Origin of the sequence: Pseudarthrobacter sp. PH31-O2 (assembly GCF_030063265.1) — a bacterium.
Classification (GTDB): Bacteria; Actinomycetota; Actinomycetes; order Actinomycetales; family Micrococcaceae; genus Arthrobacter.
Genome location: NZ_JASIST010000005.1, coordinates 131,377 through 154,858 on the forward strand (window position 1 = coordinate 131,377; position 23,482 = coordinate 154,858).

At 66.0% G+C, this 23,482-nt stretch carries 24 protein-coding genes, 1 tRNA gene and 1 other RNA gene; 10 read left to right on the top strand and 16 right to left on the bottom strand.

Going from position 1 to position 23,482, the window contains the following annotated elements:
• Positions 1–69 precede the first annotated feature (69 nt).
• Genes QMG72_RS09755 through QMG72_RS09770 form a run of 4 tightly spaced genes read right to left on the bottom strand, consistent with a single transcriptional unit; the run spans position 70 to position 2,439 of the window.
• Positions 70–435 (bottom strand): serine protease inhibitor, encoded by a 366-nt coding sequence (locus QMG72_RS09755; protein ID WP_226773920.1) that lies wholly within the window; start codon positions 433–435, stop codon positions 70–72.
• On the bottom strand, positions 435–1,388 hold the full coding sequence (locus QMG72_RS09760; protein WP_282359596.1) for a 3-methyladenine DNA glycosylase: 954 nt from the start codon (positions 1,386–1,388) through the stop codon (positions 435–437). Before QMG72_RS09760 ends, QMG72_RS09755 begins: the two co-directional genes overlap by 1 nt.
• Entirely contained in the window at positions 1,381–1,938 is a 558-nt protein-coding gene (locus tag QMG72_RS09765; protein ID WP_226773921.1) for an SSI family serine proteinase inhibitor, read from the bottom strand. Before QMG72_RS09765 ends, QMG72_RS09760 begins: the two co-directional genes overlap by 8 nt.
• Positions 1,939–1,965: 27 nt before the next feature.
• A complete protein-coding gene (locus QMG72_RS09770; RefSeq protein ID WP_226773922.1) occupies positions 1,966–2,439 on the bottom strand; it encodes a MarR family winged helix-turn-helix transcriptional regulator in 474 nt (157 codons plus the stop codon).
• A 76-nt stretch (positions 2,440–2,515) separates the two neighbouring features.
• Here QMG72_RS09770 and QMG72_RS09775 point away from each other — a divergent pair, with 76 nt between their 5' ends.
• Together QMG72_RS09775 and QMG72_RS09780 are read left to right on the top strand one after the other, a co-directional pair.
• Positions 2,516–2,749: a hypothetical protein gene (locus QMG72_RS09775; RefSeq protein ID WP_226773929.1), complete on the top strand. Its 234-nt coding sequence runs from the start codon at positions 2,516–2,518 to the stop codon at positions 2,747–2,749.
• A 194-nt stretch (positions 2,750–2,943) separates the two neighbouring features.
• Positions 2,944–3,138 carry a hypothetical protein gene (locus tag QMG72_RS09780; RefSeq protein ID WP_226773930.1) on the top strand — a complete coding sequence of 65 codons (195 nt, stop codon included), beginning with the start codon at positions 2,944–2,946 and terminating at the stop codon, positions 3,136–3,138.
• Between the two features lie 147 nt (positions 3,139–3,285).
• Here QMG72_RS09780 and QMG72_RS09785 read toward each other — a convergent pair whose 3' ends face one another.
• Entirely contained in the window at positions 3,286–4,644 is a 1,359-nt protein-coding gene (locus tag QMG72_RS09785) for an aspartate kinase (RefSeq protein ID WP_253031338.1), read from the bottom strand.
• Between the two features lie 243 nt (positions 4,645–4,887).
• On the opposite strand from QMG72_RS09785, the gene QMG72_RS09790 reads away from it, so the two are divergent.
• Positions 4,888–5,997, top strand: a complete 1,110-nt coding sequence (locus QMG72_RS09790) for a hypothetical protein (protein WP_226773924.1) — start codon at positions 4,888–4,890, stop codon at positions 5,995–5,997.
• Between the two features lie 70 nt (positions 5,998–6,067).
• Here the strand turns inward: QMG72_RS09790 and recR are convergent, their stop codons facing one another.
• From recR to ffs, 3 genes are all read right to left on the bottom strand, one after another.
• A complete protein-coding gene (gene recR, locus QMG72_RS09795; RefSeq protein WP_226773925.1) occupies positions 6,068–6,667 on the bottom strand; it encodes a recombination mediator RecR in 600 nt (199 codons plus the stop codon).
• 54 nt (positions 6,668–6,721) lie between these two features.
• Complete coding sequence (locus tag QMG72_RS09800; protein ID WP_283480361.1) at positions 6,722–9,694, bottom strand: DNA polymerase III subunit gamma and tau; 2,973 nt, start codon at positions 9,692–9,694, stop codon at positions 6,722–6,724.
• A gap of 27 nt (positions 9,695–9,721) precedes the next feature.
• Positions 9,722–9,818: signal recognition particle sRNA small type (gene ffs / locus QMG72_RS09805), an RNA gene on the bottom strand.
• A 224-nt stretch (positions 9,819–10,042) separates the two neighbouring features.
• Between ffs and QMG72_RS09810 the strand changes: the two genes are divergently transcribed.
• Positions 10,043–10,127, top strand: a tRNA-Ser gene (locus tag QMG72_RS09810).
• 65 nt (positions 10,128–10,192) lie between these two features.
• On the opposite strand, the gene QMG72_RS09815 is transcribed toward QMG72_RS09810, so the two are convergent.
• On the bottom strand, positions 10,193–11,104 hold the full coding sequence (locus QMG72_RS09815) for an oxygenase MpaB family protein (protein ID WP_283480362.1): 912 nt from the start codon (positions 11,102–11,104) through the stop codon (positions 10,193–10,195).
• Between the two features lie 282 nt (positions 11,105–11,386).
• Between QMG72_RS09815 and QMG72_RS09820 the strand changes: the two genes are divergently transcribed.
• The 4 genes from QMG72_RS09820 to QMG72_RS09835 all read left to right on the top strand — a co-directional run bounded on the left by QMG72_RS09820 (position 11,387) and on the right by QMG72_RS09835 (position 15,670).
• Entirely contained in the window at positions 11,387–12,505 is a 1,119-nt protein-coding gene (locus tag QMG72_RS09820; RefSeq protein ID WP_283480363.1) for a M23 family metallopeptidase, read from the top strand.
• Positions 12,506–12,613: 108 nt separating this feature from the next.
• Positions 12,614–13,099, top strand: a complete 486-nt coding sequence (locus QMG72_RS09825; protein ID WP_226775008.1) for a glutathione peroxidase — start codon at positions 12,614–12,616, stop codon at positions 13,097–13,099.
• 221 nt (positions 13,100–13,320) lie between these two features.
• Positions 13,321–14,532: a formaldehyde dehydrogenase, glutathione-independent gene (gene fdhA, locus QMG72_RS09830; protein ID WP_226775009.1), complete on the top strand. Its 1,212-nt coding sequence runs from the start codon at positions 13,321–13,323 to the stop codon at positions 14,530–14,532.
• A gap of 196 nt (positions 14,533–14,728) precedes the next feature.
• Positions 14,729–15,670 (top strand): phosphodiesterase, encoded by a 942-nt coding sequence (locus QMG72_RS09835; protein ID WP_282468072.1) that lies wholly within the window; start codon positions 14,729–14,731, stop codon positions 15,668–15,670.
• Between the two features lie 88 nt (positions 15,671–15,758).
• Here QMG72_RS09835 and QMG72_RS09840 read toward each other — a convergent pair whose 3' ends face one another.
• Together QMG72_RS09840 and QMG72_RS09845 are read right to left on the bottom strand one after the other, a co-directional pair.
• A complete protein-coding gene (locus QMG72_RS09840; protein WP_282359574.1) occupies positions 15,759–17,336 on the bottom strand; it encodes a stealth family protein in 1,578 nt (525 codons plus the stop codon).
• Between the two features lie 124 nt (positions 17,337–17,460).
• Positions 17,461–18,375 carry a Cof-type HAD-IIB family hydrolase gene (locus QMG72_RS09845; protein ID WP_226775012.1) on the bottom strand — a complete coding sequence of 305 codons (915 nt, stop codon included), beginning with the start codon at positions 18,373–18,375 and terminating at the stop codon, positions 17,461–17,463.
• Between the two features lie 178 nt (positions 18,376–18,553).
• On the opposite strand from QMG72_RS09845, the gene QMG72_RS09850 reads away from it, so the two are divergent.
• Both QMG72_RS09850 and QMG72_RS09855 read left to right on the top strand, forming a co-directional pair.
• The gene (locus tag QMG72_RS09850) at positions 18,554–18,853 is read left to right on the top strand and encodes a type II toxin-antitoxin system VapB family antitoxin (RefSeq protein ID WP_226775013.1); all 300 of its coding nucleotides are present in this window, start codon (positions 18,554–18,556) and stop codon (positions 18,851–18,853) included.
• Complete coding sequence (locus tag QMG72_RS09855; RefSeq protein WP_283480364.1) at positions 18,846–19,523, top strand: LytR C-terminal domain-containing protein; 678 nt, start codon at positions 18,846–18,848, stop codon at positions 19,521–19,523. Before QMG72_RS09850 ends, QMG72_RS09855 begins: the two co-directional genes overlap by 8 nt.
• Here QMG72_RS09855 and QMG72_RS09860 read toward each other — a convergent pair.
• From QMG72_RS09860 to QMG72_RS09880, 5 genes are all read right to left on the bottom strand, one after another.
• Positions 19,520–20,158 carry a TetR/AcrR family transcriptional regulator gene (locus tag QMG72_RS09860; protein ID WP_226775015.1) on the bottom strand — a complete coding sequence of 213 codons (639 nt, stop codon included), beginning with the start codon at positions 20,156–20,158 and terminating at the stop codon, positions 19,520–19,522. The two genes, QMG72_RS09855 and QMG72_RS09860, sit on opposite strands and share 4 nt — an antisense overlap.
• A gap of 59 nt (positions 20,159–20,217) precedes the next feature.
• On the bottom strand, positions 20,218–20,934 hold the full coding sequence (locus QMG72_RS09865; protein ID WP_283480365.1) for a DsbA family oxidoreductase: 717 nt from the start codon (positions 20,932–20,934) through the stop codon (positions 20,218–20,220).
• Between the two features lie 55 nt (positions 20,935–20,989).
• On the bottom strand, positions 20,990–21,526 hold the full coding sequence (locus QMG72_RS09870; protein WP_282359580.1) for a GNAT family N-acetyltransferase: 537 nt from the start codon (positions 21,524–21,526) through the stop codon (positions 20,990–20,992).
• A gap of 76 nt (positions 21,527–21,602) precedes the next feature.
• Entirely contained in the window at positions 21,603–22,472 is an 870-nt protein-coding gene (locus tag QMG72_RS09875; protein WP_283480366.1) for a TolB family protein, read from the bottom strand.
• Positions 22,473–22,486: 14 nt separating this feature from the next.
• Complete coding sequence (locus QMG72_RS09880; protein WP_282359582.1) at positions 22,487–23,482, bottom strand: sugar phosphate isomerase/epimerase family protein; 996 nt, start codon at positions 23,480–23,482, stop codon at positions 22,487–22,489.

Sequence of the window (23,482 nt, forward strand, 5' to 3'; positions counted from 1 at the left end):
CCGGCCGTTGCCGTTCCTGCACTGCCGGCCGTTGCCGTTCCTGCGTCCTGCCGGACGCAGGCGGCCAGCCTAGATCGCGCCGGTGGAACCCGCCACTCCGCCCAGCAGCGGCGCCATGGCCCGCCAGCGGGCGATCTCGCAACCGTCCGTGCGGCTGAACTGGCTGGTGACTTCCCGGCCCAGGAACCACCCGGTGACCACGGCCAGCTGCGGACCGCCGTACTGCTGGGTGCACAATTTCGGCGGACCGGGCCGGGGGAAGAACATGTCCTCCCCATGCTGTGTGACGGCAGCGAGGGCGGCGGTGGCATCCGGCAGGGTACATCCCGCCGCGAGGACGCCGTCGCTTGCCGACAGCTGAAAAACGTGTTCCGGGGCGCCCGGTGCCTCGGTCAGTCGAACGGTGAGATCGATCTCGTGGTGATTGTGGGTCATTACTGTCCTTTTGTACGTTCGATGTCAGGGCCGGACCGTATCGACCGCAGCAGGGGAGCAAGCTCCCGCAGCAACCGCTCCCGCAGGTCTTGCGCTTCGGTCGAAAAAGCCCGCTGGTATTCGATATAGGCGGCTTTGCCCTCGGGTGTTTCGATCAGGATGGCGGGATAGCCCCACTCGTCCAGGTCATAGGGGGATGCCTGCATGTCCATGGCCCGGATCCGCCAGGAGAGCTCGAAACAGTCCATCACCAGCTCACTCGGCAGCAGCGGGGCAAGCTTGTAGGCCCACTTATAGAGGTCCATGTTGGCGTGCAGGCAACCGGGCTGTTCCATCGACCGCTGGTTTTCCCGGCTTGGCGCCAGGCTGTTGAGCGGAACCGCGTCCGGTGTGTAAAAACGGAAGGCGTCGAAGTGGGAGCAGCGGATCCGGTTTTGCTCCACCACTTCGTCGGTCCGTTCGGAGCCTAGCCGCAGCTGGAGGTATTCGTGCCGAAGCTCGAACTTATCCTGCCGGTAGACCATGGCCCATTCGTGCAGCCCAAAGCAGCCGAATTGGGCCGGGCGCGCCGCAGTCCCGGCCAGGATAATCCCGGCGAATACCAGGGCCTCCCGACGGTCCCGGACGAAGGCTTCGACGTCGACAGTGGCAGCCGTGGTGCCCGGCGGCAGCCCCGCGGCGGCGAGTTCGCCGTCGTCGGCCGCGCGGTAGTACTTCCAGCCGGTCCGCTCGGCCGCGGCGGGCCCTGACAGTACGACGCCGGCGCCGGGGTGCCAGCGCAGCAACTGCCCGGGTTTCTGGGTGTAGTAGGTGAAGAGAAAGTCCTCTACCGGGTGCTTCTTGCCCGCCGAACGCCGGGCGAGGTAAGGGTCCGCGTAGCGGCGGACACGCGCGTGGTGGGCAGCTTGGCGGGGAAGCCAGTGATCTGTGGAAAGTCCCTGCAGTTTAGACAGCTCCGCCGGTGGAGCCCAGGACGTCCTTGGCGGCGTTCCAGGCGGAGATCTCGCAGCCGTCGCGCAGACTGAACGTTGTTTCGACCGGACGTCCGTCCACGACGCCCGTGACCGTGGCCTCCTGCGGGCCGCCGTACTGCTGGGTGCAGGCCTGGTCTTTTGGCCGGGGCTGCGGGCTCAGGAGCGCTGCGTCGTTCTTCAGGGCGGTGCAGGCTGCGGCAGCGTTGGGGTGCTGGCTCTCGGCGGAGGGAACTCCGTCCACGCAGACCAGTGTGAAGTTTGCGGGTGTGCCGGACGCGGACGGTTTGACGCTGATGGCGAGTTCGGCGTTGCCCAGTCCCGGCCCCGGGGTCGCGGAGGCGGCGGACGGCGCAGGTGCCGGCGTTTTTGTTTCGGCATCGGGCGAGGGTGTGCCTGTCGGGGCAGTGCTGGTCCCGTCCGTCGGGGCGGTGGCGGTGGTCGACGGCGTCGGTGTTGTTCCTGGCGAGCAGGCGGCGAGTCCGGCCACTGCCATCAGAACGAACGCCGCCTGGCTCAGTTGCTTGCGCATCAGCAGTCCTCCTGTGTTTTGCCCAGTCTACCGCCGCGGCGGCAGCTCGACGGGGGTCTTTGTGGCAGCAATCAGGCCCATCATGGCGCTGTGCAGATGGCTGACCTGTTCACGGGTCATGCCCAGCCGATCCATCATGGTGCCGGGCACGGCTGTCGCTTGCTGCCGCAACGCCGCACCCCGCGGCGTCAGGCCCACGGCAAGGGTCCGTTCGTTGCCGGGCACGCGCTGGCGGGTGATGAATCCGGCCGACTCCAGGCGGCGGAGCAGGGGCGAAATCGTTGCCGGTTCCTGGGCGATGGCAGCGCTGATGTCTCGTACGGAGCGGGGGCTGGATTCCCAGAGGCAAAGCATCACAAGGTATTGCGGGTGGGTCAGGCCGAGCTGGTCCAACACCGGCTTGTAGGCGCCGACGACGCTCCGGGAGGCCACCGTAAGAGCGAAGCAGAGCTGGTGCTCGAGCAGGAGGTCGTCCCGGGCTTCCCCGGTCGATTCCGTCATCTGGCCTCCTAGATAGTTCGTGTACTAATCATTAGCGTACACTGGAGTCATCGTCCCGTTCTAGGAGTGGATTGTGATGGCCAACGAAAAAGCCGAAAACGGCTCGCAGCGTTTTATGCGTGCCACCGGCAAGCTCCGGATGATCTTCGGCCCCGCCAACCGCAGCGCCCTCGGCCATGAGATGACGGAACAGAACCGGCAGCTGCTGGCCGCGCGCGAAGCCGAAACCCAGCAGTGGGAGACCCTCCGGAGGCCGGACGGAAGCACCTATGTTGTGCCGCGCAACCCCGATGACAAGTCACTGCGCTGAGCCGCAGCAAGGCCGGGGCTCCGGGACCGCGTCCGGCCCTGGTCTCGGGCCGCCCGGCGCCTTTTGCCGCCGTCGGGCGTAAAATGAGGGCACTGGCCCCGCACGCAGCCGTGGCCGTTCAGCATGGCCCGGACGCTGGAGAGGGGGTGGGAATTGTGGCACTCGCACTGCGGAAAGCTGCCCTCGGAAAGCACCTGCACCCGTCGTCCTGGATAGGTTTCTTTTTCGGTACTGCTTCGAGGGGGGATACCTCCTCGCCGGTCGTGCACAAGCACGACGACTTTGAGCGGGCTTCCGAAGTGGACCTCGCCGGTTTCGAAGTGGAGACCGATGCGCAGGGACATCACTACGCTGTCCGAAAGGAAGATCTCCGGAACCAGGAAGCCTGAGCATTCGCCGGAGGGGCGCAAAGGTCCCGGGCGTAACGGGCAGGGAGCGGCCGGCGCCGGTCCCTGCCTTCAATAATGGTGTCTTGTCTTAATGACGGCTGGCTAGCCGCGTCCGGCGTGAATCCCCGCCGAGTCCCGCCGTTCCGGTCAGCGGCCGGTACCGCCGTAGACCGTTGCCTCGTCCTCGCTGTCCAGGTCAAAAGCCTTGTGAATGGCGCGAACGGCGTCGTCGAGTAGATCAGCGTGCGTGACGACGGAAATCCTGATCTCCGAGGTGGAGATCATGTTGATGTTGATGCTGGCCTCCGAAAGCGCCGCGAAGAACCGCGCAGAGACACCGGGATGGGACCGCATGCCGGCGCCGATCAGCGACAGCTTTCCGATCTTTTCGTTGTATTCGATGCTTTCGAAGCCGATCCGGTCCTGCGCGGCGTGCAGGGCGGCCAGGGCGTCGGCGCCCTCGACGATCGGCAGGGTGAAGGAAATATCGGTCCGGCCGGTGCCGTGCGTGGATACGTTCTGGACAATCATGTCAATGTTCGAGTGCGCATCGGCGATGACCTGGAAGATCGCCGCGGCCTTGCCGGGAATATCAGGAACCCCGACGACCGTGACCTTGGCTTCGGAACGGTCGTGGGCAACACCGGAGATGATTGGCTGCTCCAAGGCAACTCCTTCTTGGGTTGGGATCTTGTCGTCGGCGCCGGGTAGGACCCAGGTGCCTTCGTTCTGGCTAAAGGAGGATCTTACATGCAGCGGCATACCGAAACGGCGCGCATACTCGACGCAGCGCAAGTGCAGGATCTTGGCGCCGGACGCCGCCAGTTCGAGCATCTCCTCGCTGGAGATCCGGTCGATCTTGCGCGCGGACGGTACAACTCTGGGATCTGCGGTGTAGATCCCGTCGACGTCGGTGAAGATCTCGCACACGTCGGCATCGAGGGCGGCGGCCAGCGCCACCGCTGTGGTGTCCGAACCGCCGCGGCCCAGCGTTGTGACCTCGTTGGTGGTGCGGCTCATGCCCTGGAAGCCTGCGACGATCGCAATGTGTCCCTTGTCCAGGGCGGTGCGGATGCGGTGCGGGTCGACGTCGATGATCCGGGCTTTGCCGTGGATGCCGTCGGTGATCATGCCGGCCTGGGAGCCGGTGAAGGACTGTGCCGAAGCGCCGAACTTGTTGATGGCCATGGCGAGCAGGGCCATCGAGATGCGTTCACCGGCTGAGAGCAGCATGTCCATTTCCCGGGCCGGCGCCGCATCGGTGACCTGTGCGGCCAAGTCCAGTAGTTCATCGGTGGTGTCGCCCATGGCCGAGACAACCACAACGACTTCGTCACCGGCGTTCTGGGCGTCGACGATCCGCCTGGCCACCCGCTTTATCCCCGCAGCATCCGCTACTGAGGAACCGCCGAATTTCTTGACCACCAGGTGCCTGGTGGGGGCGGCCGTGACGGGCAGCGTTAGCGGCTGCGGTCCGGAGTGGACTTCGGTAGTGGGCAAACTCATGCGCGCACCCTCACTGGATCATCGGGGTTCTGGGCCAGGCAACCAAACGGCGCGACGGCGTAACTTCTCAGCCCAGTTTATCGCCGTGTCCCGTCGGTTGCTTCATTGTGACCGAATGGCAGACGGGCCCCCTCATTTCCTCTGGACATGCTCTCCCTCGCGGATCAGGATTGGGCATATGGCGGGTATGTCCGTTCAGGGACGCGGGTGCTGGACATGTCCACTAGGTCGGAGGCTCAAACGGTGGACCAGGATGGGGAAGAGTTTGGCTATGAGCTGATCGGCGCCGGGGCCACTCCGGATGCCGCGCCCGGGGTCGGCGACGGGCAGAGCGGCGACGACCGGGACGGCGGGCCATTCCAGGCCGCCGGCCGCATGACCCGCGTAGTCCGGGCAGCCGTTCACGAACGCCTGCTGGCCGTGCGCACGCTGAGGTTCTGGCTCGCGTCGGCAGCGGTATCGCTGGCTTCGTGGGGTTTGGCCATGTTGCTGGTCGCGGTCCTGGGTGCCGGCGAAGAACTCCACGGCGATTCGTACCGTTTGGCGTACATTCTGACCGCGGCGGCGTTGACAATGGTCGCGGCGTTAGCGGGGGTGCTGTGGGGTCTCGGTTGGCGCAGCCGGGTCCATTGCCCCTCGCCTTCGGAGCCGGTGTCCGAACGGGGCGGCGGCGCTGGCCCGCTGCCACGCTGGTTCGAGGCTGCGTCGCGGGGTGTCGCGTTTGCTTTGGCTGCCTTCGTTTTCCTGCTGGTGCCGGCCTTTGGATCCGGCGGGCCGGTTGAAGCAGCGGTTGTTGCGGCAATCGTTATGGTGGTGGCTTCTGCGGCGTTCGGTGGGATTGGTGCCGGCGCCGCTGCCTGGCTCCGTCCCGGTGCCGCGCGAACCGCCGCCTGCGTTGTTGCGGCCTTTCTGGTGCTGGGAAACGTGGTGGCAGTGGTCGCTCTACTGCCGGCGGTTCGCGCTGACGAGCCGGTGCTGGTGGCCATCAATGTCGAGCGCGATGACTTGGGCCGGGTGGTGCATTTTGAATGTTCGCCCGAGTTTGCCGGGATTGCCGAGGTCTTCCACACCGAGCGGATCTTCTGGCTGGCGGTTTCGAACCCGGTGATTATATTTACCCTGCTGCTTGGGGACCCATCGTCTCCGCCGGACTCCCTCCGCTGGCTGCCGGTTGAACTCCAGGCCGCCGCCGAAGGCCGGCATGTCCCGTGTCTTGAAGCGGAGCCGTTGGAAGAATCCGGACTGCAGATCCCGTTGGCTCTCAGCGGGTTGGCCGGCCAGGGTGTGCTGGCCGGGATTTTCCTGAACGGAGGGGCTGCGGCAGTCCGACGGCGTGAGGTTGCTCCGAGGTAAACGCCCCCGGGCCGGTTAGGCGCTAGTGTGCCAAGGTGGGGCCGAGGCGGCGTTCATCATCCCGGGTGGACTAGCTCAGAGCGTTGCGGCGGCCCTCGAACGCACGGCCCAGCGTGACCTCATCGGCGTATTCGAGGTCGCCGCCCACGGGCAGTCCCGACGCCAGCCTGGTGACGGCGATCCCGATCGACTTGAGCATACGGGCCAGGTAGGTAGCCGTTGCCTCGCCCTCCAGATTGGGGTCGGTGGCAATGATGACTTCCTGGATGGCCCCGTCGTTGAGCCGGGTGAGCAGCTCACGGATCCGGAGCTGCTCGGGGCCAACACCGGCGATGGGGTTGATGGCCCCTCCAAGCACGTGGTAACGGCCGCGGAAAGATCGGGTGCGTTCGACGGCAAGGACGTCTTTGGATTCTTCAACGACGCAGATGATCGAGGGGTCCCGGCGCGGGTCCCGGCAGATGTTGCAGAGTTCCTGCTCCGTGACGTTCCCGCAGACGGTGCAGAATTTCACCCGCTCTTTGACAGTGATGATGGCATCGGCCAGCCGCTTCATGTCCTGCGGGTCGGCTTCAAGGATGTGGAAAGCCAGCCGCTGGGCGGACTTGGGCCCGACGCCGGGAAGCCGTCCGAGCTCGTCGATCAGCTCTTGAACTGCACCTTCGTACACTTTGTCCTCGTTCGTCTTTGTGTGTGGGGGGGTCGGTGGCCTGCGGCGGGGCGGCTAGAACCGCGGCGGCAGTGCGCTGCCGTCCAAGGACCGTTCTTCCACGAGTTTTCCGCCCAGGATGCGTTCCACGGCGGCCCGTCCGAAGACGCCTGATTCTTCGATAGTCTCGTCGTCGGCGCTGGGTACGTCCTGGACATAGGTGTTGACCGCGGCTGCGGCGCGGGCCGGGGCCTTGGCGCGGCCCGCTTCGGCCTCAGGGCTGTTGGAGAGGCGCTGGTACAGGCTTTGCCTGCCAGCGGATGGTGGGGTTGCCAGGTCCGCGGGCGCCATCACCGGCGTGGCGTGCAGGGCAACGGGCTCGCCGCTGGTTGACGCTGGCTCGGAGGCAGCGACGGCCGGCACCAGCTCCGCGGAATCTCCCCACCCGTTCGAAGAGGCAACGGGCTGGTAGGACGCGGAAGCCGACACTGCCGCGGCGTACTGCGGGACCTGTGCCGCTGCTGGTTCATACTGCGGTGGATCGGGCTCGGGCGTTGGGGTGGCAGCGACGGTTTCCTCGCGCCGGTAGCCTCCGACGTTGGAGTCGGTGCCGACGGTCCAGACGCCGGGGGCTTCCTCGAGGGCACGGCCCCAGGGGTCGTCGGCAGGGGCTGGCGCTTCGACCGGCGGAACGGCGGTCGGGGTTGTTTTGGCGGCAGCCCCGGCGCGGGCGGGTGCGGCGGGCCTGTTGCGTACAGCTGAGGCTGCCGGTTGCGGGGCGGCGCTGGCAGCTGGGGCCGAAGGGTCCCAGTCCATCGGCGGTTCCTCGTCCAGCGGCGGAGCGTCTTCGTCCCGCGGCGGTCCCCAATCGTCGTCGGGATAGGCGTAGGAGCCGGCCGGGTCCTGGACCGGTCCCGGGTGTTCGTTCGCTGCCGAAGCTGCCGGAACGGCGGTCCGGGGTTCCTCCGGCGTGGTTTCTGTCGGAGCGTGCGACGGCGTAGGCGTAGGCGCAGAGGCAGAGGCAGAGGCAGCGGGTGCCGGGGCCGCCGCTGGAGCATCTTCGGCCGGCGCAGGCCCTGGTGGCAGCGCGGTGGCCGGGGCGTCCTGGTGCGCAGCACTTTGCTCCGCCGCGGCCGTGGGCAGGCTCCAGCCAGCGTCGGTGGGCGTGGCCGGGACGTCCCGGCTAGCGGGTGCTTTTGGGTTTGGCTCAGAGCTCGCTGCGCTGTTGCTTCCACTGGCCACGGCAGTGATCTGGCATTCGATGCCAATCGTCTTGTGGATCGCCTGCCGCAGATTCTCCGAGTGATCTGCCCGCCCGAACGCGCCCGCCAGGCCCGCGGTATTAAAGGCGAGCGTCAGTACATGGTCTTCGAAGTGCCCCACTTGGGCATTTGGTTCGACGAGGGCCCAGGTGCTCCGCTTGATCTTGCTGAGGGTCTGCAGGATCTCGGGCCATGCGCGGCGGAGGACTTCGACATCGGCCCCGGATCCGGTGCCATTAGCAGCAGCGGGAGCTGTTGACGCGGCGGAAGGGGCGGGCCGGATTTGGGCCACAGCGGACGGGGCAGCGACCGCCGGCACCGGCGGAGCTGCCTCGCGCGCCGGCGCCGGTCCGGAGGCCGCCGGGTTGACCGCCGCCGGCTCAGTGACGGGCCAGTCCCGGGTGCTGACACGCGGCGGAGTGAGAGTTTCCCTGGCCGGTTCAGCGTCGGGCAGCCGGGCCGCTTGAACGGCGGCGGCCGGCGGAGTGGCGGCTGCAGGCACCGGAACGGCAGGCGCCGGAGCCGCCGCCGCGGGGGCAGCCGCCGCTGCGGTAGCGTCCGGGGCCTGGGCGGCCGTGACCGCTGGGGCGGCAAGGGGGGCCCCGACGTCGTTTCCGGCATAATTCAGGCGGCGTTCCACCCGGTCGATTCGGGCGGCAATGCCGCGCTCTGTCTGCTCCGAAGACGGCAGCAGGATCCGGGCGCAGAGTAATTCCAGGTGCAGCCGCGGCGACGTCGCACCGGTCATCTCGGTCAGAGCGGTGTTGGAGACGTCCGCTGCCCGGGACAGCTCTGCCGCGCCCAGGTTGTGTGCCTGGTTCTGCAGACGCGCGATTTGGTCGGCGGGAACGCCGCGGAGAATTGACTGGGCGCTCTCCGGCAAGGCTTGGACGATGATGAGGTCGCGGAAGCGTTCGAGCAGGTCCTCCACGAACCGGCGCGGGTCATGTCCGGTTTGGATGACCCGGTCCACTGCGCGGAACACGGTGGCGGCGTCGGAGGCCGCGACGGCCTCCACAACGTCGTCGAGCAGCGTCGCATGGGTGTAGCCCAGCAGGGCAACGGCGAGCTCGTAGTCCAGGCCGTCCGGTCCGGCGCCGGCCATAAGCTGGTCCAGGACGGAGAGCGAGTCCCGCACGGAACCGCCGCCGGCGCGGATAACGAGCGAAAGCACGCCCGGCGCCACGGGGACATCTTCCTGCCTGCAGAGCAGCTCCAGGTACGCCATCAGCGGCTCGGGCGGCACGAGGCGGAACGGGTAGTGGTGTGTACGGGAACGGATGGTGCCGATGACCTTGTCCGGCTCCGTGGTGGCAAAAATGAATTTGATGTGTTCCGGCGGCTCTTCGACGATCTTGAGCAGGGCGTTGAAGCCGGCTGAGGTGACCATGTGGGCTTCGTCGATGATAAAGATCTTGTAGCGGTCGCGGACGGGAGCGTAGGTTGCCCGTTCGCGCAGGTCGCGGGCGTCGTCGACACCGCCGTGGCTGGCGGCGTCGATCTCGATGACGTCGAGGGACCCGGAGCCGCCCCGGGCCAGTTCGACGCAGCTCGGGCACTTGCCGCAAGGGGTATCCGTGGGGCCCTCGGCGCAGTTCAGGCAACGGGCCAGGATGCGGGCGGAAGTCGTTTTTCCGCAGCCGCGGGGGCCCGAAAAGAGGTAGGCGTGGTTCACGCGATTCTTGCGCAGAGCGGTCATCAGCGGCTCGGTGACGTGTTCCTGCCCGATAACGTCCGCGAACGAATCAGGGCGGTATCTACGGTAAAGGGCGGTAGTAACAGTCACAGCTAAACCCTACCAATCGGCACAGACATAAAAGACCCCTCATGCACCCGCCAGAGCCCATTTACCCTTGCTACCTTCCGGTCCTGGGGGAGTTCAACAGGATGACGCCACATGAGGGGCCGTCAGCAAGTTTACCCGACGTTTGAGTGTGCCCCGAATCGTGGGCTGCGAGCCGGGAAAATCCCGCCGGACTTGCTCATTTTCCAGTGCAGAGGCAGGGCACAATAGGCATATGTCCATTGGTCGCGGCGAGCGTGGGGCATGTCCGGTGGGGCCGGGGGTGGGGCCAATTGGGCGATGCCGGGAAGTTCAGGTATTCTAGTATCTGCTTTTGATTCAGAAGCTACTGGAGAATTCGCCTAGCGGCCTATGGCGCACGCCTGGAACGCGTGTTGGGTTAACGCCCTCGGGGGTTCAAATCCCCCATTCTCCGCGCTTGGCCCCGGTCCCTTGGACCGGGGCCTTTTTGCTTGCCGCGAAGATGACGGCCCGGCGCCCTCAGGCCCGGTAGCCCAGCCTGCGGAGTCGATTCCGGGCAGCCTGTTCACTCGGGCCCACCCGGCCCAAAGCGAGATGGACGATGCTGAGCGTAACCTTCGTCGCCAGCCGCACCGGCAGCGGGAAGGGCCCCAGCCGGGCGGTGCGCAGGCCCAGCAAGTCCCGGTACTTGGGCTCGAGGCTGACCACGGCCGCTGCGAACAGCACCCGGTAGCCCGGTCTGAGCACGGGGTGGAGCGGCGGGTTGCGGATGAACGCCACGGTCTCGGCAACCCTTCCGTCGGAGCGGAGCTCGCCGGCTTCATACCAGTGGTCCAATTGCTGGCGCATAGCCGCCTCGCTGAGCGGCGGCGACTGCACCCCCATCAGTTCACCGGCCTGTGCCCATTCACGCACGTAGGCGTCGGGACCGCCAGGAATCGGCCGGCCCCAGATCTTGTGCGTCGAGAGGAAAGCGTCGGTGAAGGCGATATGCACCCAGCGAAGCAATTCCGGATCATCAGCCGCGTAGCTGCGCGCGACGCCGTGACCGTCCACGTATTCCCCGCGCACCGATCCGTGGAGCCGCAGCACCCAGTCGGAGGCAGCGCGGGCCGCGGTGGTTGACCCGTAGGTAACCGTAAAGATCCAGCGGATCGTCCCCGCAAGCCGGCCCAGTGGATCCTCGCGGAAACGGGAGTGGTCGTGGACGCCAGCCAACGCGCCGGGATGGAGCGCCTGCATAAGCAGCGCCCGAATGCCCGCCACAATCGGTGTCATGTCCCCATGCACGGCCCAGACTGCCGAGCCTGGCAGGTGGTAGCCGGGGTCGTTGCCTTCCGCAAGACGGGGCACCCATTCCGGGACCTCGTCCCGGGACCCGGAAAACGTTTGCTTTAGTTCGGCCTGCCATTCCCTGAGGACATTGCGCATACTCCCATTCTCACCCACAGCCGCGGTGCCAGATACTCGCCGCTGGGCGCGGAACTACTGTGCTGCCCACTCGAGTTTGAAAGCCGCGGGTTTTTGCGGTTCACAGGCCACGACGAATGTGGTCCCATAAGAACGTCGGTCCGAGGTATTTGCGATCGGCGAACAGGATGCGGGAGCCACATCGTGGGAAAACACTGGGGAAACTCATCGGGTGGGCAGGCCACTAGAACCCGAATCTTTGCTGGGCGCCTTCTGTCCGGGGGTTTGTGCCTCTCCCTTGCGGTGCTGAGTTTCGGAGTCCAGGGGCTCGCGGGCAGCGGAACTGCCGGATTGCCGGCCCGAGTGCTGGCCTCCGGCGTCGTAGGTCCGGGCACCCTGGCGGCGGACGGTGGAGGCATCCCCGCCGTTTCGGCTGTTGGCGCCTTGGCCGCCACATCATTCACCGCCGACGCACTGGCGCTTCTGGCCTACAACCGGTCAAGCGTCCTGACGACGCCCAGGGACGGCGTAGCCGTGCAGCTCAACGTTGCATCTGCCGGATTGAAACGGCCCGCAGAAGGCTTCCTGATGGCTCCCCTCGAATCCCTCCACGAGTCCTCTCCCTTTGGGCAGCGAATCAGCCCCATCTCGGGAGCGCCCGGCGAATTCCACTGGGGCCAGGACTACTCGGCGCCATGCGGTACCCGGGTCTATTCCGCCGACGCCGGAGTGGTGCGGGCAGTCGGCTGGCACCCCTGGGGTGGCGGAAACCGTGTGGAAATCGATCACGGCAACGGCCTCGTGACCACCTACAACCACCTTGAGGGGATCGCCGTCAAAAAGGGCGACTCGGTTCGGGTTGGCCAGGTCATTGCGAGGGTGGGAACCACCGGGTCCTCCACCGGCTGCCATCTGCATTTTGAGACCATCCTCAACGGCTCCCACAAAAACCCCCATGAATGGATCCTCCTACCGACGGTGCAGACGGACCAGCTTGGCGCCCTGGTGATGACCAGCTACGCGCCCAATGCCGGACTGCCGTCGAATACTTCACTTGGCTGGGCGATCCCGGGTTCCCGCGACCGGAGCGGCGAGTCCGGCGCCGGCGCCCAAGCAGCACCCGCAACGGAGCTGCCGCAACTGCCAAACCTCATCGCGACGCCGACGACGTCCACCACGACGCCGCCAACGACCCTGCCCGTGACGACCCCGCCCGCGCCCACACCGCCCACCACAACGCCGCCAACGACCCCGCCCGCGCCCACACCGCCCACCGCGCCGCCAACGACGCCGGCCACCGCGACGCCGACGCCCACACCCACAGTGACCCCCGCCTCCACCCCTACCCCTACCCCGACGACCGAGCCCACGCCGCTGACTGCGCCGCGGGTACCCGTCCCGTCGCTGCCTCCGGGGCCGTAGCAGGCCCCGACCCATACCCGCGTACGTTGGTATCGAATGACAGTCGTGACCAATCCGGATCACTGCTCCGGGCACGAACTCCCTACCAACTTCGCGAGGAACCCCGCTATGACCGATCTCCACAGCATTCCGCTCACCCTTATCGACGGCACCAGCACCGACTTTGGCCGGTTCAAGGGGGAGGTGGTGCTGGTGGTCAACGTGGCGTCGCAGTGCGGTTTCACCCCGCAGTACGCCGGGCTTGAGGCGCTTCACAATAAGTTCCGGGATCAGGGCTTTCAGGTACTCGGGGTGCCCTGCAACCAGTTTGCCGGCCAGGAACCCGCCGCGGACTCCGAGATCGCGGAATTCTGCGAACGGAACTTCGGTGTGACCTTTCCACTCAGCACCAAAGCCGACGTCCGCGGCAAAAACCAGCACCCTCTCTACGCGGAACTGACGAAATTCAAAAACGGCTTCCTGCCGGGGCTGGTGAAGTGGAACTTCGAGAAATTCCTTGTGAACCGTGAGGGCGCAGTGGTTTCCCGGTTTGCTCCTACCGTCGGTCCGGATTCGCCCGAAGTACTGGAAGCCGTTCGCTCGGCCCTTAGCTGAGAGCTGGGTCCCGGACTGCAAGGGGACAAGGACCCCTATCCCTAAGCAGGCTTACCGACTTAGACTGGCCGGACCTTCCAGATACACCGGGCATGCCCACGGCGCCAACGCGCTCGTGCGCGCTGGCGCTCTGCTGCGCGTGCCTGGGGACGGTATGTCAGTACGCTTCGTGAATCACTACCGGACTCTCAGAGCGGGTCCGTGAAACCAGGAGGAATGTGATGACAGGGAACAAAGCCGTTGCCTACAAGGGGCCGGGAAAGGTCGAGCTTATCGACATCGACTACCCCAGCTTCGAACTCAAAGACGGTCCGGGGGTCAACCCCGCCAACGTGGGCCGCTCCGTGCGCCATGGCGTAATCCTCAAAACCGTTGCCACGAACATTTGCGGTTCGGACCAGCACATGGTCCGCGGCCGCACCACCGCTCCCTCAGACCTGGTGCTGGGGCACGAAATCACCGGCGAAGTGGTCGAAGTAGGGCCCGACGTCGAGTTCATCAAGGTGGGGGACATCTGCTCGGTTCCCTTCAACATCGCCTGCGGACGGTGCCGCAACTGCAAGGAACGCAAGACCGGTATTTGCCTTAACGTCAACCCGGACCGTCCGGGCAGCGCCTACGGCTACGTCGACATGGGCGGCTGGGTCGGCGGCCAGGCCAACTACGTCCTGGTACCGTACGCGGACTGGAACTTGCTGAAGTTCCCGGACCGGGACCAGGCGCTCGAGAAGATGATGGACCTGACCATGCTCTCGGACATCTTCCCGACCGGCTTCCACGGCGCTGTTACCGCCGGCGTTGGAGTCGGTTCCACGGTCTACGTCGCCGGGGCGGGCCCTGTTGGGCTGGCTGCGGCAACCAGCGCCCAGCTCTTGGGCGCCGCCGTCGTTATTGTCGGTGACATGAACGCTGACCGCCTGGCGCAGGCGCGCAGCTTTGGCTGCGAAACCGTGGATTTGAGCGAAGGCGGCCCGGCGGAGCAGATCGAACAGCTGCTGGGCGTCCCGGAGGTCGACTGCGGCGTCGACGCCGTCGGCTTCGAAGCCAGGGGACACGGCCACGACGCCAAGGAAGCGCCGGCAACGGTGCTGAACTCGCTGATGGAAATCACTGCAGCCGGCGGCGCCCTGGGCATTCCGGGGCTCTACGTCACGGGGGATCCAGGCGGTGTGGACGAAGCGGCCAAAAAGGGGGCGCTCTCGCTCAGCCTCGGGACCGGCTGGGCCAAATCGCTGAGCTTCACCACCGGCCAGTGCCCGGTGATGAAGTACAACCGCCAGCTGATGATGGCGATCCTGCATGACAGGGTCCACATCGCTAAGAACGTCAACGCCAAGGCGATCACGCTGGAGGAAGCGCCGAAGGGCTACGCGGAGTTCGACGCCGGCGCCGCCACGAAGTACGTGCTGAACCCGAACGGCTACCTGAGCTAGCAGCCAGGTGCCTGAGTAAGTACGTTCCGGCGAGCGCATAGCGGGGCAAGTATGCGTTCGCCGGAATACTCGTTGTTGTCTTTTTTTCAAACATGCCTACTGGAGTTTGCGCATTGTTCGCCGATTGTCTGGTTGGATAGACCTTACTGAGAGGGACGTTGGGGGCTACAGCCTCCACCCAACCAGGAAGGTAGCAATGGAGCTCATCGAGGCCGAACACCCCCGGCCACGTCATTTTCTACTCCATCTGAGTGACCCCCACCTGCTGGGAGGTCCGGATCCACTCCATGGTGTGGTCAACAGCGAATCCCTGCTCCAACAACTTTTTGACGAAGTGCAGGCCTCCGGAGCCCGCCCGGAAGCCGTGATTTTCACCGGCGACCTGGCCGACCGGGGCGAAGCGGCGGCCTACGCCAAACTGCGGGCCATTGTTGAGCCCGCCTGCAAGGCCCTCGGGGCAAAGGTCATTTGGGCAATGGGAAACCACGACGACCGCGCCAACTTCCGTACCGGCCTGCTGGACGTCCCGGCCGACGATTCCCCCGTGGACCATACGTATTTCATCAACGGGCTGCGGATCATCACCCTCGACACCTCGGTTCCGGGCTACCACCACGGCGAGCTGAGCCCCGGGCAACTGGAGTGGCTCGCGGCCGAACTCGCCACGCCCGCCCCGGATGGAACCATCCTGGCCCTGCACCACCCGCCGGTGCCTTCGGTCCTGGATCTCGCGGTCCTCGTCGAGCTGCGGGACCAGGCGGCCCTGGCCGGGGTCCTGCGGAACTCCGACGTTCGCGCAATTTTGGGTGGCCACCTACACTATTCGACGACGGCGACTTTCGCCGGGATCCCGGTCTCGGTAGCGTCAGCCACGTGTTACACGCAGGACCTCAACGTTCCGGTCGGCGGAACTCGCGGGCGCGACGGCGGCCAGGCGTTTAATCTCGTGCACGTCTATGAGCACACAATTGTGCACTCCGTGGTCCTGCTCGGCGACACACCCGCGGTCGGCGAGATTGTTCCGGCCGCGGAGGTCCAGCGGCGGATCACGGCGGCCGGGATCCGCATCCCGGCCAAGGCGAAGCTTGAGGATCCGGCCAGGACCCCCAGCAACCGCCGCCTGACTTCCCGCAGCTAGCGCAGGACCCGCCGTCGCCCGCCGGGACCCCGGTCCGGTGACCGCGGCCGGAGGGCGATGTTGGTTTCGCCCCGCGGCCCGCGCCCGGCTACTTTTCCCAGGGGGCCTTGATCGGGTAATACTTCTCCAGGAAGTCAGTCACGAGCTCGGCCCGTTCCTCAGCGGCAACCTCGGGGAAGCTTCCGTCATTGAGGCAAAAGAAGTCCATGTTCCGCTTGGCGAGCAGTTTTGGCAGGTAGTTCAGGCCGGCCCTGGCGGTGGTGTCCACGTAGCGCACCTTTGCCGCCGTCTGGGTAACGGCCCGGCCGGTGAGCAGGGCGTAGTAGTGGTAGAACGAGTTGGTCACCGAGATGTTGTCGGCCGCGCGGAAGGTACTGGCCGCAGTTTTTGCGAATTCGGCCGGAAATTCCTGTTCCATCGTGGCCACGACACTGCGTCGCAGCGGTGCGGCCGTGTGTTCCAGGTGCCGTGTGGTGATCCGGCCGAAGCGGTCCCAGAGCAATTTTCGGTTGACCCGGGCAGCGTTTTCGAAGCCGCTGCGCTCGGCGTCGTTGTCCCCAAGCCCGATCCGGGTTTCGGCTTCAATAAACTTCGTGATGCCGCCTGGGGTAAAAAACATGTCCGGTCCGACGGCACGGCCGAAGAACATGTCGTCGTTGGAGTACAGGAAGTGCTCGGACAAGCCGTCGATGTTGTGAAGCTGGCACTCCACGGCCTGTGAGTTGTGGGTGGGCAGCACGGACGGGTCCGCAAAGAACTCTTCGCTGCGGACAATCGTCACTCCCGGGTGGTCCGCAAGCCAGGCCGGCGCGGTCGAGTCCGTGGCGATGAAGATCCGGCGGACCCAGGGCGCAAACATGTACACCGAGCGCAGCGCGTACTTGAGTTCGTCGATCTGGCGGAAACGGGCTTCGTGGTCGTCGCCTTCGCCCACCACAACGCCGGCCATCCGTGCGCGCCGCGCTGCAATGTACTCCGGGGAACTGCCGTCCACCCAGGAGAACACGATGTCGACGTCGAAGCTGATGTCACTTGCGTGGTCAGCGAACATGTTCTCGATCGTGGGCCAAGTGTGGCCGTAGCGCTCCACCGTGCCGCGGACGGCGTCCTGGGCCAGCAGTGTCCGGCGGGTCAACGAGTTCTCGATCGGCAGGATCAGCTGGTCCCCCTCGAAACTCCACAGTTCCAGCTGCACGCCGGCCGAGGCGCCGAACTCGAAGCCGCCCTCAGGCTCGACCCGCGGACGGTACAACCGGAAGATCCGGGCCTGCCGGTTGGGGGAGAGTTCGCCGTCGGCAACCAGGACGGAGGACTTCTTTTTGGCGTCAACGGTCATCGAGTAGAAAGGCTCGTCGCGGCAGGCAGTGACGAGGGCGCTGCGGAGTTTCTTGCGGTCCTTCCAGTCCACAGCGATGACCGGCCGGTCGTTATTGCCCCGGACCAGGAGGTAGTCGAGCCCGGCGTCGTCAAGCACCGACCTGATGAGCATCAGGTCCTCGACCATGGCCTGGTACGGCGTGCGGTTTTCGTTGATCAGGCCGTAGCGGCCCCGCCGGCGCACGACGTGCTGGCGGGTACGGAATCTCGCGACCGCAGCCGCGGAGGTGACCTCGTCGTGGGCGTCCACGGATGCCTGGCTGCCGTAATAGATCTCGTCCTGGACCATTGCGTCTGTAATTTCGGTTCTCCGTGATTCTTTGCGTGAGTGGGTGCCTACTTGCATGATAACGCCCGCCCCAAAATCGGCCGGAATTTCCGCGGCAGGGATGCTGCGGAAGTGGCCGGCCGGCTCAGCCCGCCAGGGCTAGGCGCCAGCTGCGCAGGAAGGCCGCGCCGGCGTCGTCGTGGATGACTTCCGCACCCAAACCCAGATCCGCCGCGGTGAGGACCTCGTAAGGTTTTACCGGGACACCGTCGGCCGGCCGGACATCGACATGCTTCACCGGATGGTCGTTGTGGTGCAGCCAGTCGGCCATGGCGTAGTCGGTGCGGGAATCGCCCACCGTGCGCCAGGCCTGCGGGGTAACGCCCTGCGCTGCCAGCAGTTCCACGGCCCGGCTCGCGCCGAGGTCCTTGCCGAGCCGGACCGACTCAATGTCGGTGGAGATGATGGTCGGATCCACCCGATAGTCGACCCGGTCATCGGAGTCCGGTACGTGATGGTCCAGCCGCACGACTCCCAGACCATGCCGGGACATCAGTTCGATGGCGTCGGCGTCGAAGAGCTGCTGCTCGGCCTGGTAGTCGGAGCTCTCGACGGCGATGTGCTGTTCGACGGAGACCATGGCCAGCTTGGTTTCGTCGAAGAACATGTGGCTGGTGTAGTCCTCCGCCACGAGCCGGCGGACGTCATCGCTGAAAGCCCGGGGAACGGCCAGTTCATGGTCGACATGCACCGGGCCGGGCCCCGCAGCGGTGTAGCTGAACCAGACAGCGCCCTTTTCACATACCGCATGGATCAGGGTGCCGGCCGGCATTCCCGCGGCAATCATCGGCTCCATCACCTGTTCACGGATGAAGTCGGCCGAACGGCCGGTATTAAAGACCACCGGGATCCCGGCCCCGGCCAGCGCGAGCAGGTCCGCGATGATCTCCGGCTGCACCGTGCGGGTGACGGGGCTCGCTACCGGACCGTCGACGTCGAGCAGGAGTGCCAGCGGGGGAGTCGACGGCGTGAGGGAGGCGTTGATCTCGGCAGTTGTCATGACCCCATTCTTCCAGCAGCCAGGCACCAATGGATCCGTTGAAAGCCGTGCTGCCGGAAGATGGGCACTGTGACAGCTTCGACTCGACGGTGTGACAGATGGTTACCGTTTGGCCACAACCTCCCGCTAGGGGGAGTGGTGGATTCCCTTGGCCAGCCAAGTTCCATAGGCTTGCCGGGTGATATTCAAAGCCGTGGGCGAGGGCCGCCCGTACCCCGACCATGGTTACCACACGCCTAAAGATTGGGCGTCGCTGCCACCGCGGCCGGTCCGGCTGGATGAGCTGGTGACCACCAAGCGCACGTTGGACCTCGAGGCGCTGCTGGCGGAGGACTCCACGTTCTTCGGCGATCTGTTTCCGCATGTGGTGGAATACCGCGGCGTCCTCTACCTCGAGGACGGACTGCACCGTGCCCTTCGGACTGCCCTGCACCAGCGCACTGCGATCCACGCACGCGTTCTGGTGATAAATGGCTAGGAAGCCGAAGGACGTCAGGGTCCTGCATGGGCACCAGGTCATCACCGGCGCGGATTTGCGAGCCACCTTTGTGGCGAATGATGAACTGCACGAGAATCCGGTCAGAATGCGGCGACGCATCCGCCACGGCGTTGTGCTGGTGCTGCTGGTGGGACTGGTTACGGCCGCGATTGTGGTGGCGGTCGCGATTATGAACGGGCAGATTAAGATTCCGACGGCGCAGCCCAGCCAGACGGCCGCGTCCGCCTGCCCGGCGGCGAGCTTTGACTACACGCCGCCGGAGAAGATCAACCTCAATGTCTATAACTCAACATCCCGCCCCGGTCTGGCCCGCACCGTGGCCGACGAGTTCGCGGCCCGGAAGTTCCTGGTCGGCGCCGTCGACAATTCGACGTCGGGCTACCGCGGGGTGGCGTTGGTTGTCTCCGGTGCCGCCGGCCAGTCCGCGGCGTTCAGCGTGCAGCGCAACCTGCCGGGCTCGGACTATTTCCAGGACGGGAGGACGGACCCCAGCGTGGACGTTGTCCTCACCGGGGACTTTAAGGAACTCGCGAAGCCGGAACTGGTCGATCAAACCCCCGGCAAGCTTAGCTGTCCGCGGGAGGACCGCCGGGTAGTGGATGAGCCGGGTTCCATTACGCCTGCGGTCACGCCCGCTCCCGGCGGTTAGACGATTCGGCGGACGGGCCGGCCTTCGCCGTCAAACCGTGCACCGGCGCCCAGTTGGATAAAACGCACCGTCCGGGCCAGCCGGGTTTCTGCCTCGGCGTCCCCGGACGCACCGTCGCCACGGGCGGCACTGGATGAGAGGGTGCCGTGGATAAGCTGCGCCAGCTGGATGACGTCTGCGTCCGGCAGGTAACCCTGGGCCATGCCGGCCCGCAGGATGCCCTGCAACAGCTGGCTGAGCTCCCCTACGTGGCCGGCGAGTTTTGCGAACGATGCCGGCGAGAGCACTGTGGCCATTGCGGGTCCGGGTGGCAGGTGGCGCCGGCTGAGGTCCTCAACCTGGGCGCGGACGTAGCGGGCCAGACGGTCCACCGGGTTCTCCAAGGAATCCAGGGACTGCCTCAGGTCAACCAGAAAACGCCCCGTCTGATCCAGCGCGTACGCAATCAGCAGTTCTTCGATGTCCGCGTAGTAGTTGTAGACCGCCGTCCGGCCAATCCGGGCATGCCGTGCGACGTCGGTCATCGTCAGCCCCGGCAGGCCATGCGTAAAGAGGAGCTCGCCGAAACCGGTCAGGATACGCCGCTGGGTTTCGGCGCGTTGGGCGGCGTTGTTCGCCGCCGAAATCCTGGGCATACGGACACTTTAGCGCGATCTGTCAGCAAAATGCGCTATGTCGCCAGCCGCGGCAGCCGTTAGACGGCGCAACCATCCGGTCCGCAGGCCGCCGCAGTTTCAGCGGCGCCGCCGGCGCCGGCCGGGACCATCGTCAGGGGGCGGCTCTCCTGCCAGGCCTGTTCGAGGGCGTTGCTGAACGTCTCGGCGGGCTGGGCGCCGGAGAGCCCGAACTTGCGGTCGATCACAAAGAACGGTACACCGGTGATACCCAGCGCCCGCCCTTCTTCGAAGTCCAGCCGCACCTCATCGGCGTATTTGTCGGTGCTGAACAGCTCGTCCAATTCGGCAGCACCGATCCCCAGATCCAGACCCAGGGAGGTCAGGTAGTCCTGGCTGCCGATATCTTTGCCGTGTTCGAAGTGGTCGCTGAGCAGCCGCTCCTTCGCAGCATCCTGGAACCCGTGCGCGGCGGCGAGGTGGATCAGCCGGTGGGCGCTGAAGCTGTTCGCGACAACGACGTCGTCGAAACGGTAGTTGAGGCCCTCGCCCTTGGCCTGCTCCGCCACATGTGCGAACACTCCGGCGACCTGGGCCGGAGCCATACCCTTGCGGGTGCTCAAGTACTCCAGGGTCGTGCCGTCGTAGTGGTCCGGCAGGGAAGGATCCAACTGGTAGCTGCGCCAGAGCACCTGCACCGAATCGCGGTGCGGGAAGGCCGCGAGTGCGGTTTCAAAGCGGCGCTTGCCGATGTAGCACCAGGGGCAAGCGACGTCGGACCAGATTTCAATCTTCATATCCACCGCAACCCGCACCGGGCCGGCTCCATTCCCCCGGGCACTGTCGGGTTGGTCACGGGGTGAGCCGGCGTTCCATCACGAAGTCGTGTTCCACGGTGTTTCCGAGCGTAAATGATTTGGTGCCGACCCTGCGGAAGCCGGACTTCTCGTAGAACCTGATGGCGCGGGCATTCTGGCTGTTCACCCCGAGCCACAGTCCGCGGGCGCCGGCCGCCGCGGCTGCCCCGATACTCGCATGCATCAATTCGGCTGCGGCGCCGAGGCCGTGGTGGTCCGGATGCACGTAGCACTTGCTCAGCTCGGTGCACGGGCGTTCTGTCAGGACCGCAGCGACGGCCGGGTCCCCGGTGGGGCGGGTGGCCAGGAGGCTGTAGCCCCGGAGGTCACCGCCGCCGTCGATCACCAGGACGGTGACCCCAGGATCGGCAATGTAGCTGCGGAAGTTGGCCTCGCTGAGTGTACTAGCGAGGTGGGCGGCGATGTCTTCCGGGGAAGAACCCGGCGGGCACGCCAGCGGGAAGGTGACGGCCGCGAGACCGGCCAGCCGGGCGGCGTCGTGGGCGGTTGCCGGTCTGATTACGTGCGTCATGCCCAGAACCGTAGCCCGCGGAAGCGGCGGCCTGCGCTTTGTGAAGCGTTGTTGCGCCCGGAGTCCGCTGCGGGAGTCAGCCGAGCGGGTACGCGACGTAGGCGAACCGGGTTGAATCGGGAGACCAGCTGTTGACGTTGAGCGTCCCCTGGCCCCCGCGCAGGGTCCAGGTGTGCAGCGCGGTGTTCCAGTCCGCCGTCGAGACCGTTACGACCTCGACGGGCAGATCTGCCGGGTGGCCGACGGTACCTGCCGGGAACCGAAGATAAGCGGCGTGAAGCCCGTCGGGGGAAATATGCGGGAACCAATCGGCTGTTCCGCTCCGGGTCAATCGCTCCAGCCCTGATCCGTCGCTGCGAACACGAGCGATTTGCGCGTGCCCGGGCCAGTCGCCGAAACTCTCGGTATTGAGGTAGATCCACTCGCCCTCCGGTGCGTATTCCGGCCCGTCGCAATGCCCCGGCCCGGTGTCAATTGTTGTCCCGGGTCCGCCCCCGGCCGGCATCGTGATGAGCAGACCCGGTTTCGCGAAATCACCCGCCGCAACCCCCACATAGGCGAGTTCGCGTCCGTCCGGACTCACGCCGTGCAGGAAGTGCGAAGACCCGTCGTGCTCCGTTACCCGGACCGCTTCCCCGCCCTGGATCGCCGCCCGGTAGATGTGGCCGTCATCGGCGGAGAGGTAGATGTGGTTGCAGCCGGGGGCCAGAACATGATCATTGTTCAGCTCGGGGATGCCGGTGAGAGGGACCTGCCCGAGCGAGCGGCTGGACATGTCCAGCCGCCACAAGCCACCGGCACCGTTGAGGAAAAGCGCAGAATTGTCCGCTGCCCAGTTCGGCGCTTCCAGCAACACGGCGCTGGTGAGGATGAGCTCGCGGGCACCCGTGGTCAGGGACGCGATCCAGACTTCGCAGCGTTGGCCGGCTGCCAGCGCCCGGGGCACCAAGGACCCCTGACTTACTGCTTGAACGCGGCGTCGAAGGAGGTATTCGACGCCGGGAAGTCGAACCTCTTGAGCGCGGCGAGGGCTTCGGGGGCGCCGTGCAGCCGGTCCATGCCGGCGTCCTCCCATTCAATGCTGATCGGGCCGGTGTAGCCGATCGCGGTCAGGGCGCGGAAGGACGATTCCCACGGCACGTCGCCGCGGCCGGCGGAGACGAAGTCCCAGCCGCGGCGCGGGTCGCCCCAGGGCAGGTGTGAGCCCATAACGGTGTTCCGGCCGGTGGGGCGCAGCTTGGTGTCCTTGCAGTCCACGTGGTAGATCCGGTCCTGGAAGTCCCAGATGAAGGAGACCGGGTCGATGCCCTGCCACATAAAGTGGGAGGGGTCCCAGTTCAGCCCAAAGGCCTCGCGGTGGCCGATCGCCTCGAGGGTCCGGACTGTGGTCCAGTAGTCGTAGGCGATCTCGGACGGGTGGACCTCGTGGGCGAAGCGGACGCCGCATTCGTCGAAGACGTCCAGGATGGGGTTCCAGCGGTCGGCGAAGTCTTGGTAGCCGGCCTCGATGACCTTTTCCGGTACGGGCGGGAACATCGCGACGTACTGCCAGATCGAGGAGCCGGTGAACCCGACTACGGTGTCCACACCCAGGGCCCTGGCCAGGCGTGCCGTGTGTTTCATTTCCTCGGCGGCTCGCTGCCGGACGCCTTCGGGGTCGCCGTCGCCCCAGACCTTGGCCCCGACGATGGCCTCGTGCCGGAAGTCGATCGGATCATCGCAGACGGCCTGGCCCTTGAGGTGGTTGGAGATGGCCCAGACCTTGAGGTTGTACTTCTGAAGCACGGCGAGTTTGGACTCGACGTAGCCGGGTTCGTCCCAGCGCCAGGCGTCCAGGTGGTCCCCCGAGACGGCGATTTCCAGGCCGTCGTAGCCCCAGCCGGATGCCAGGCGAGCCACTTCCTCGAAGGGCAGGTCGGCCCACTGGCCGGTGAACAGGGTGTACGGGCGGGCCAT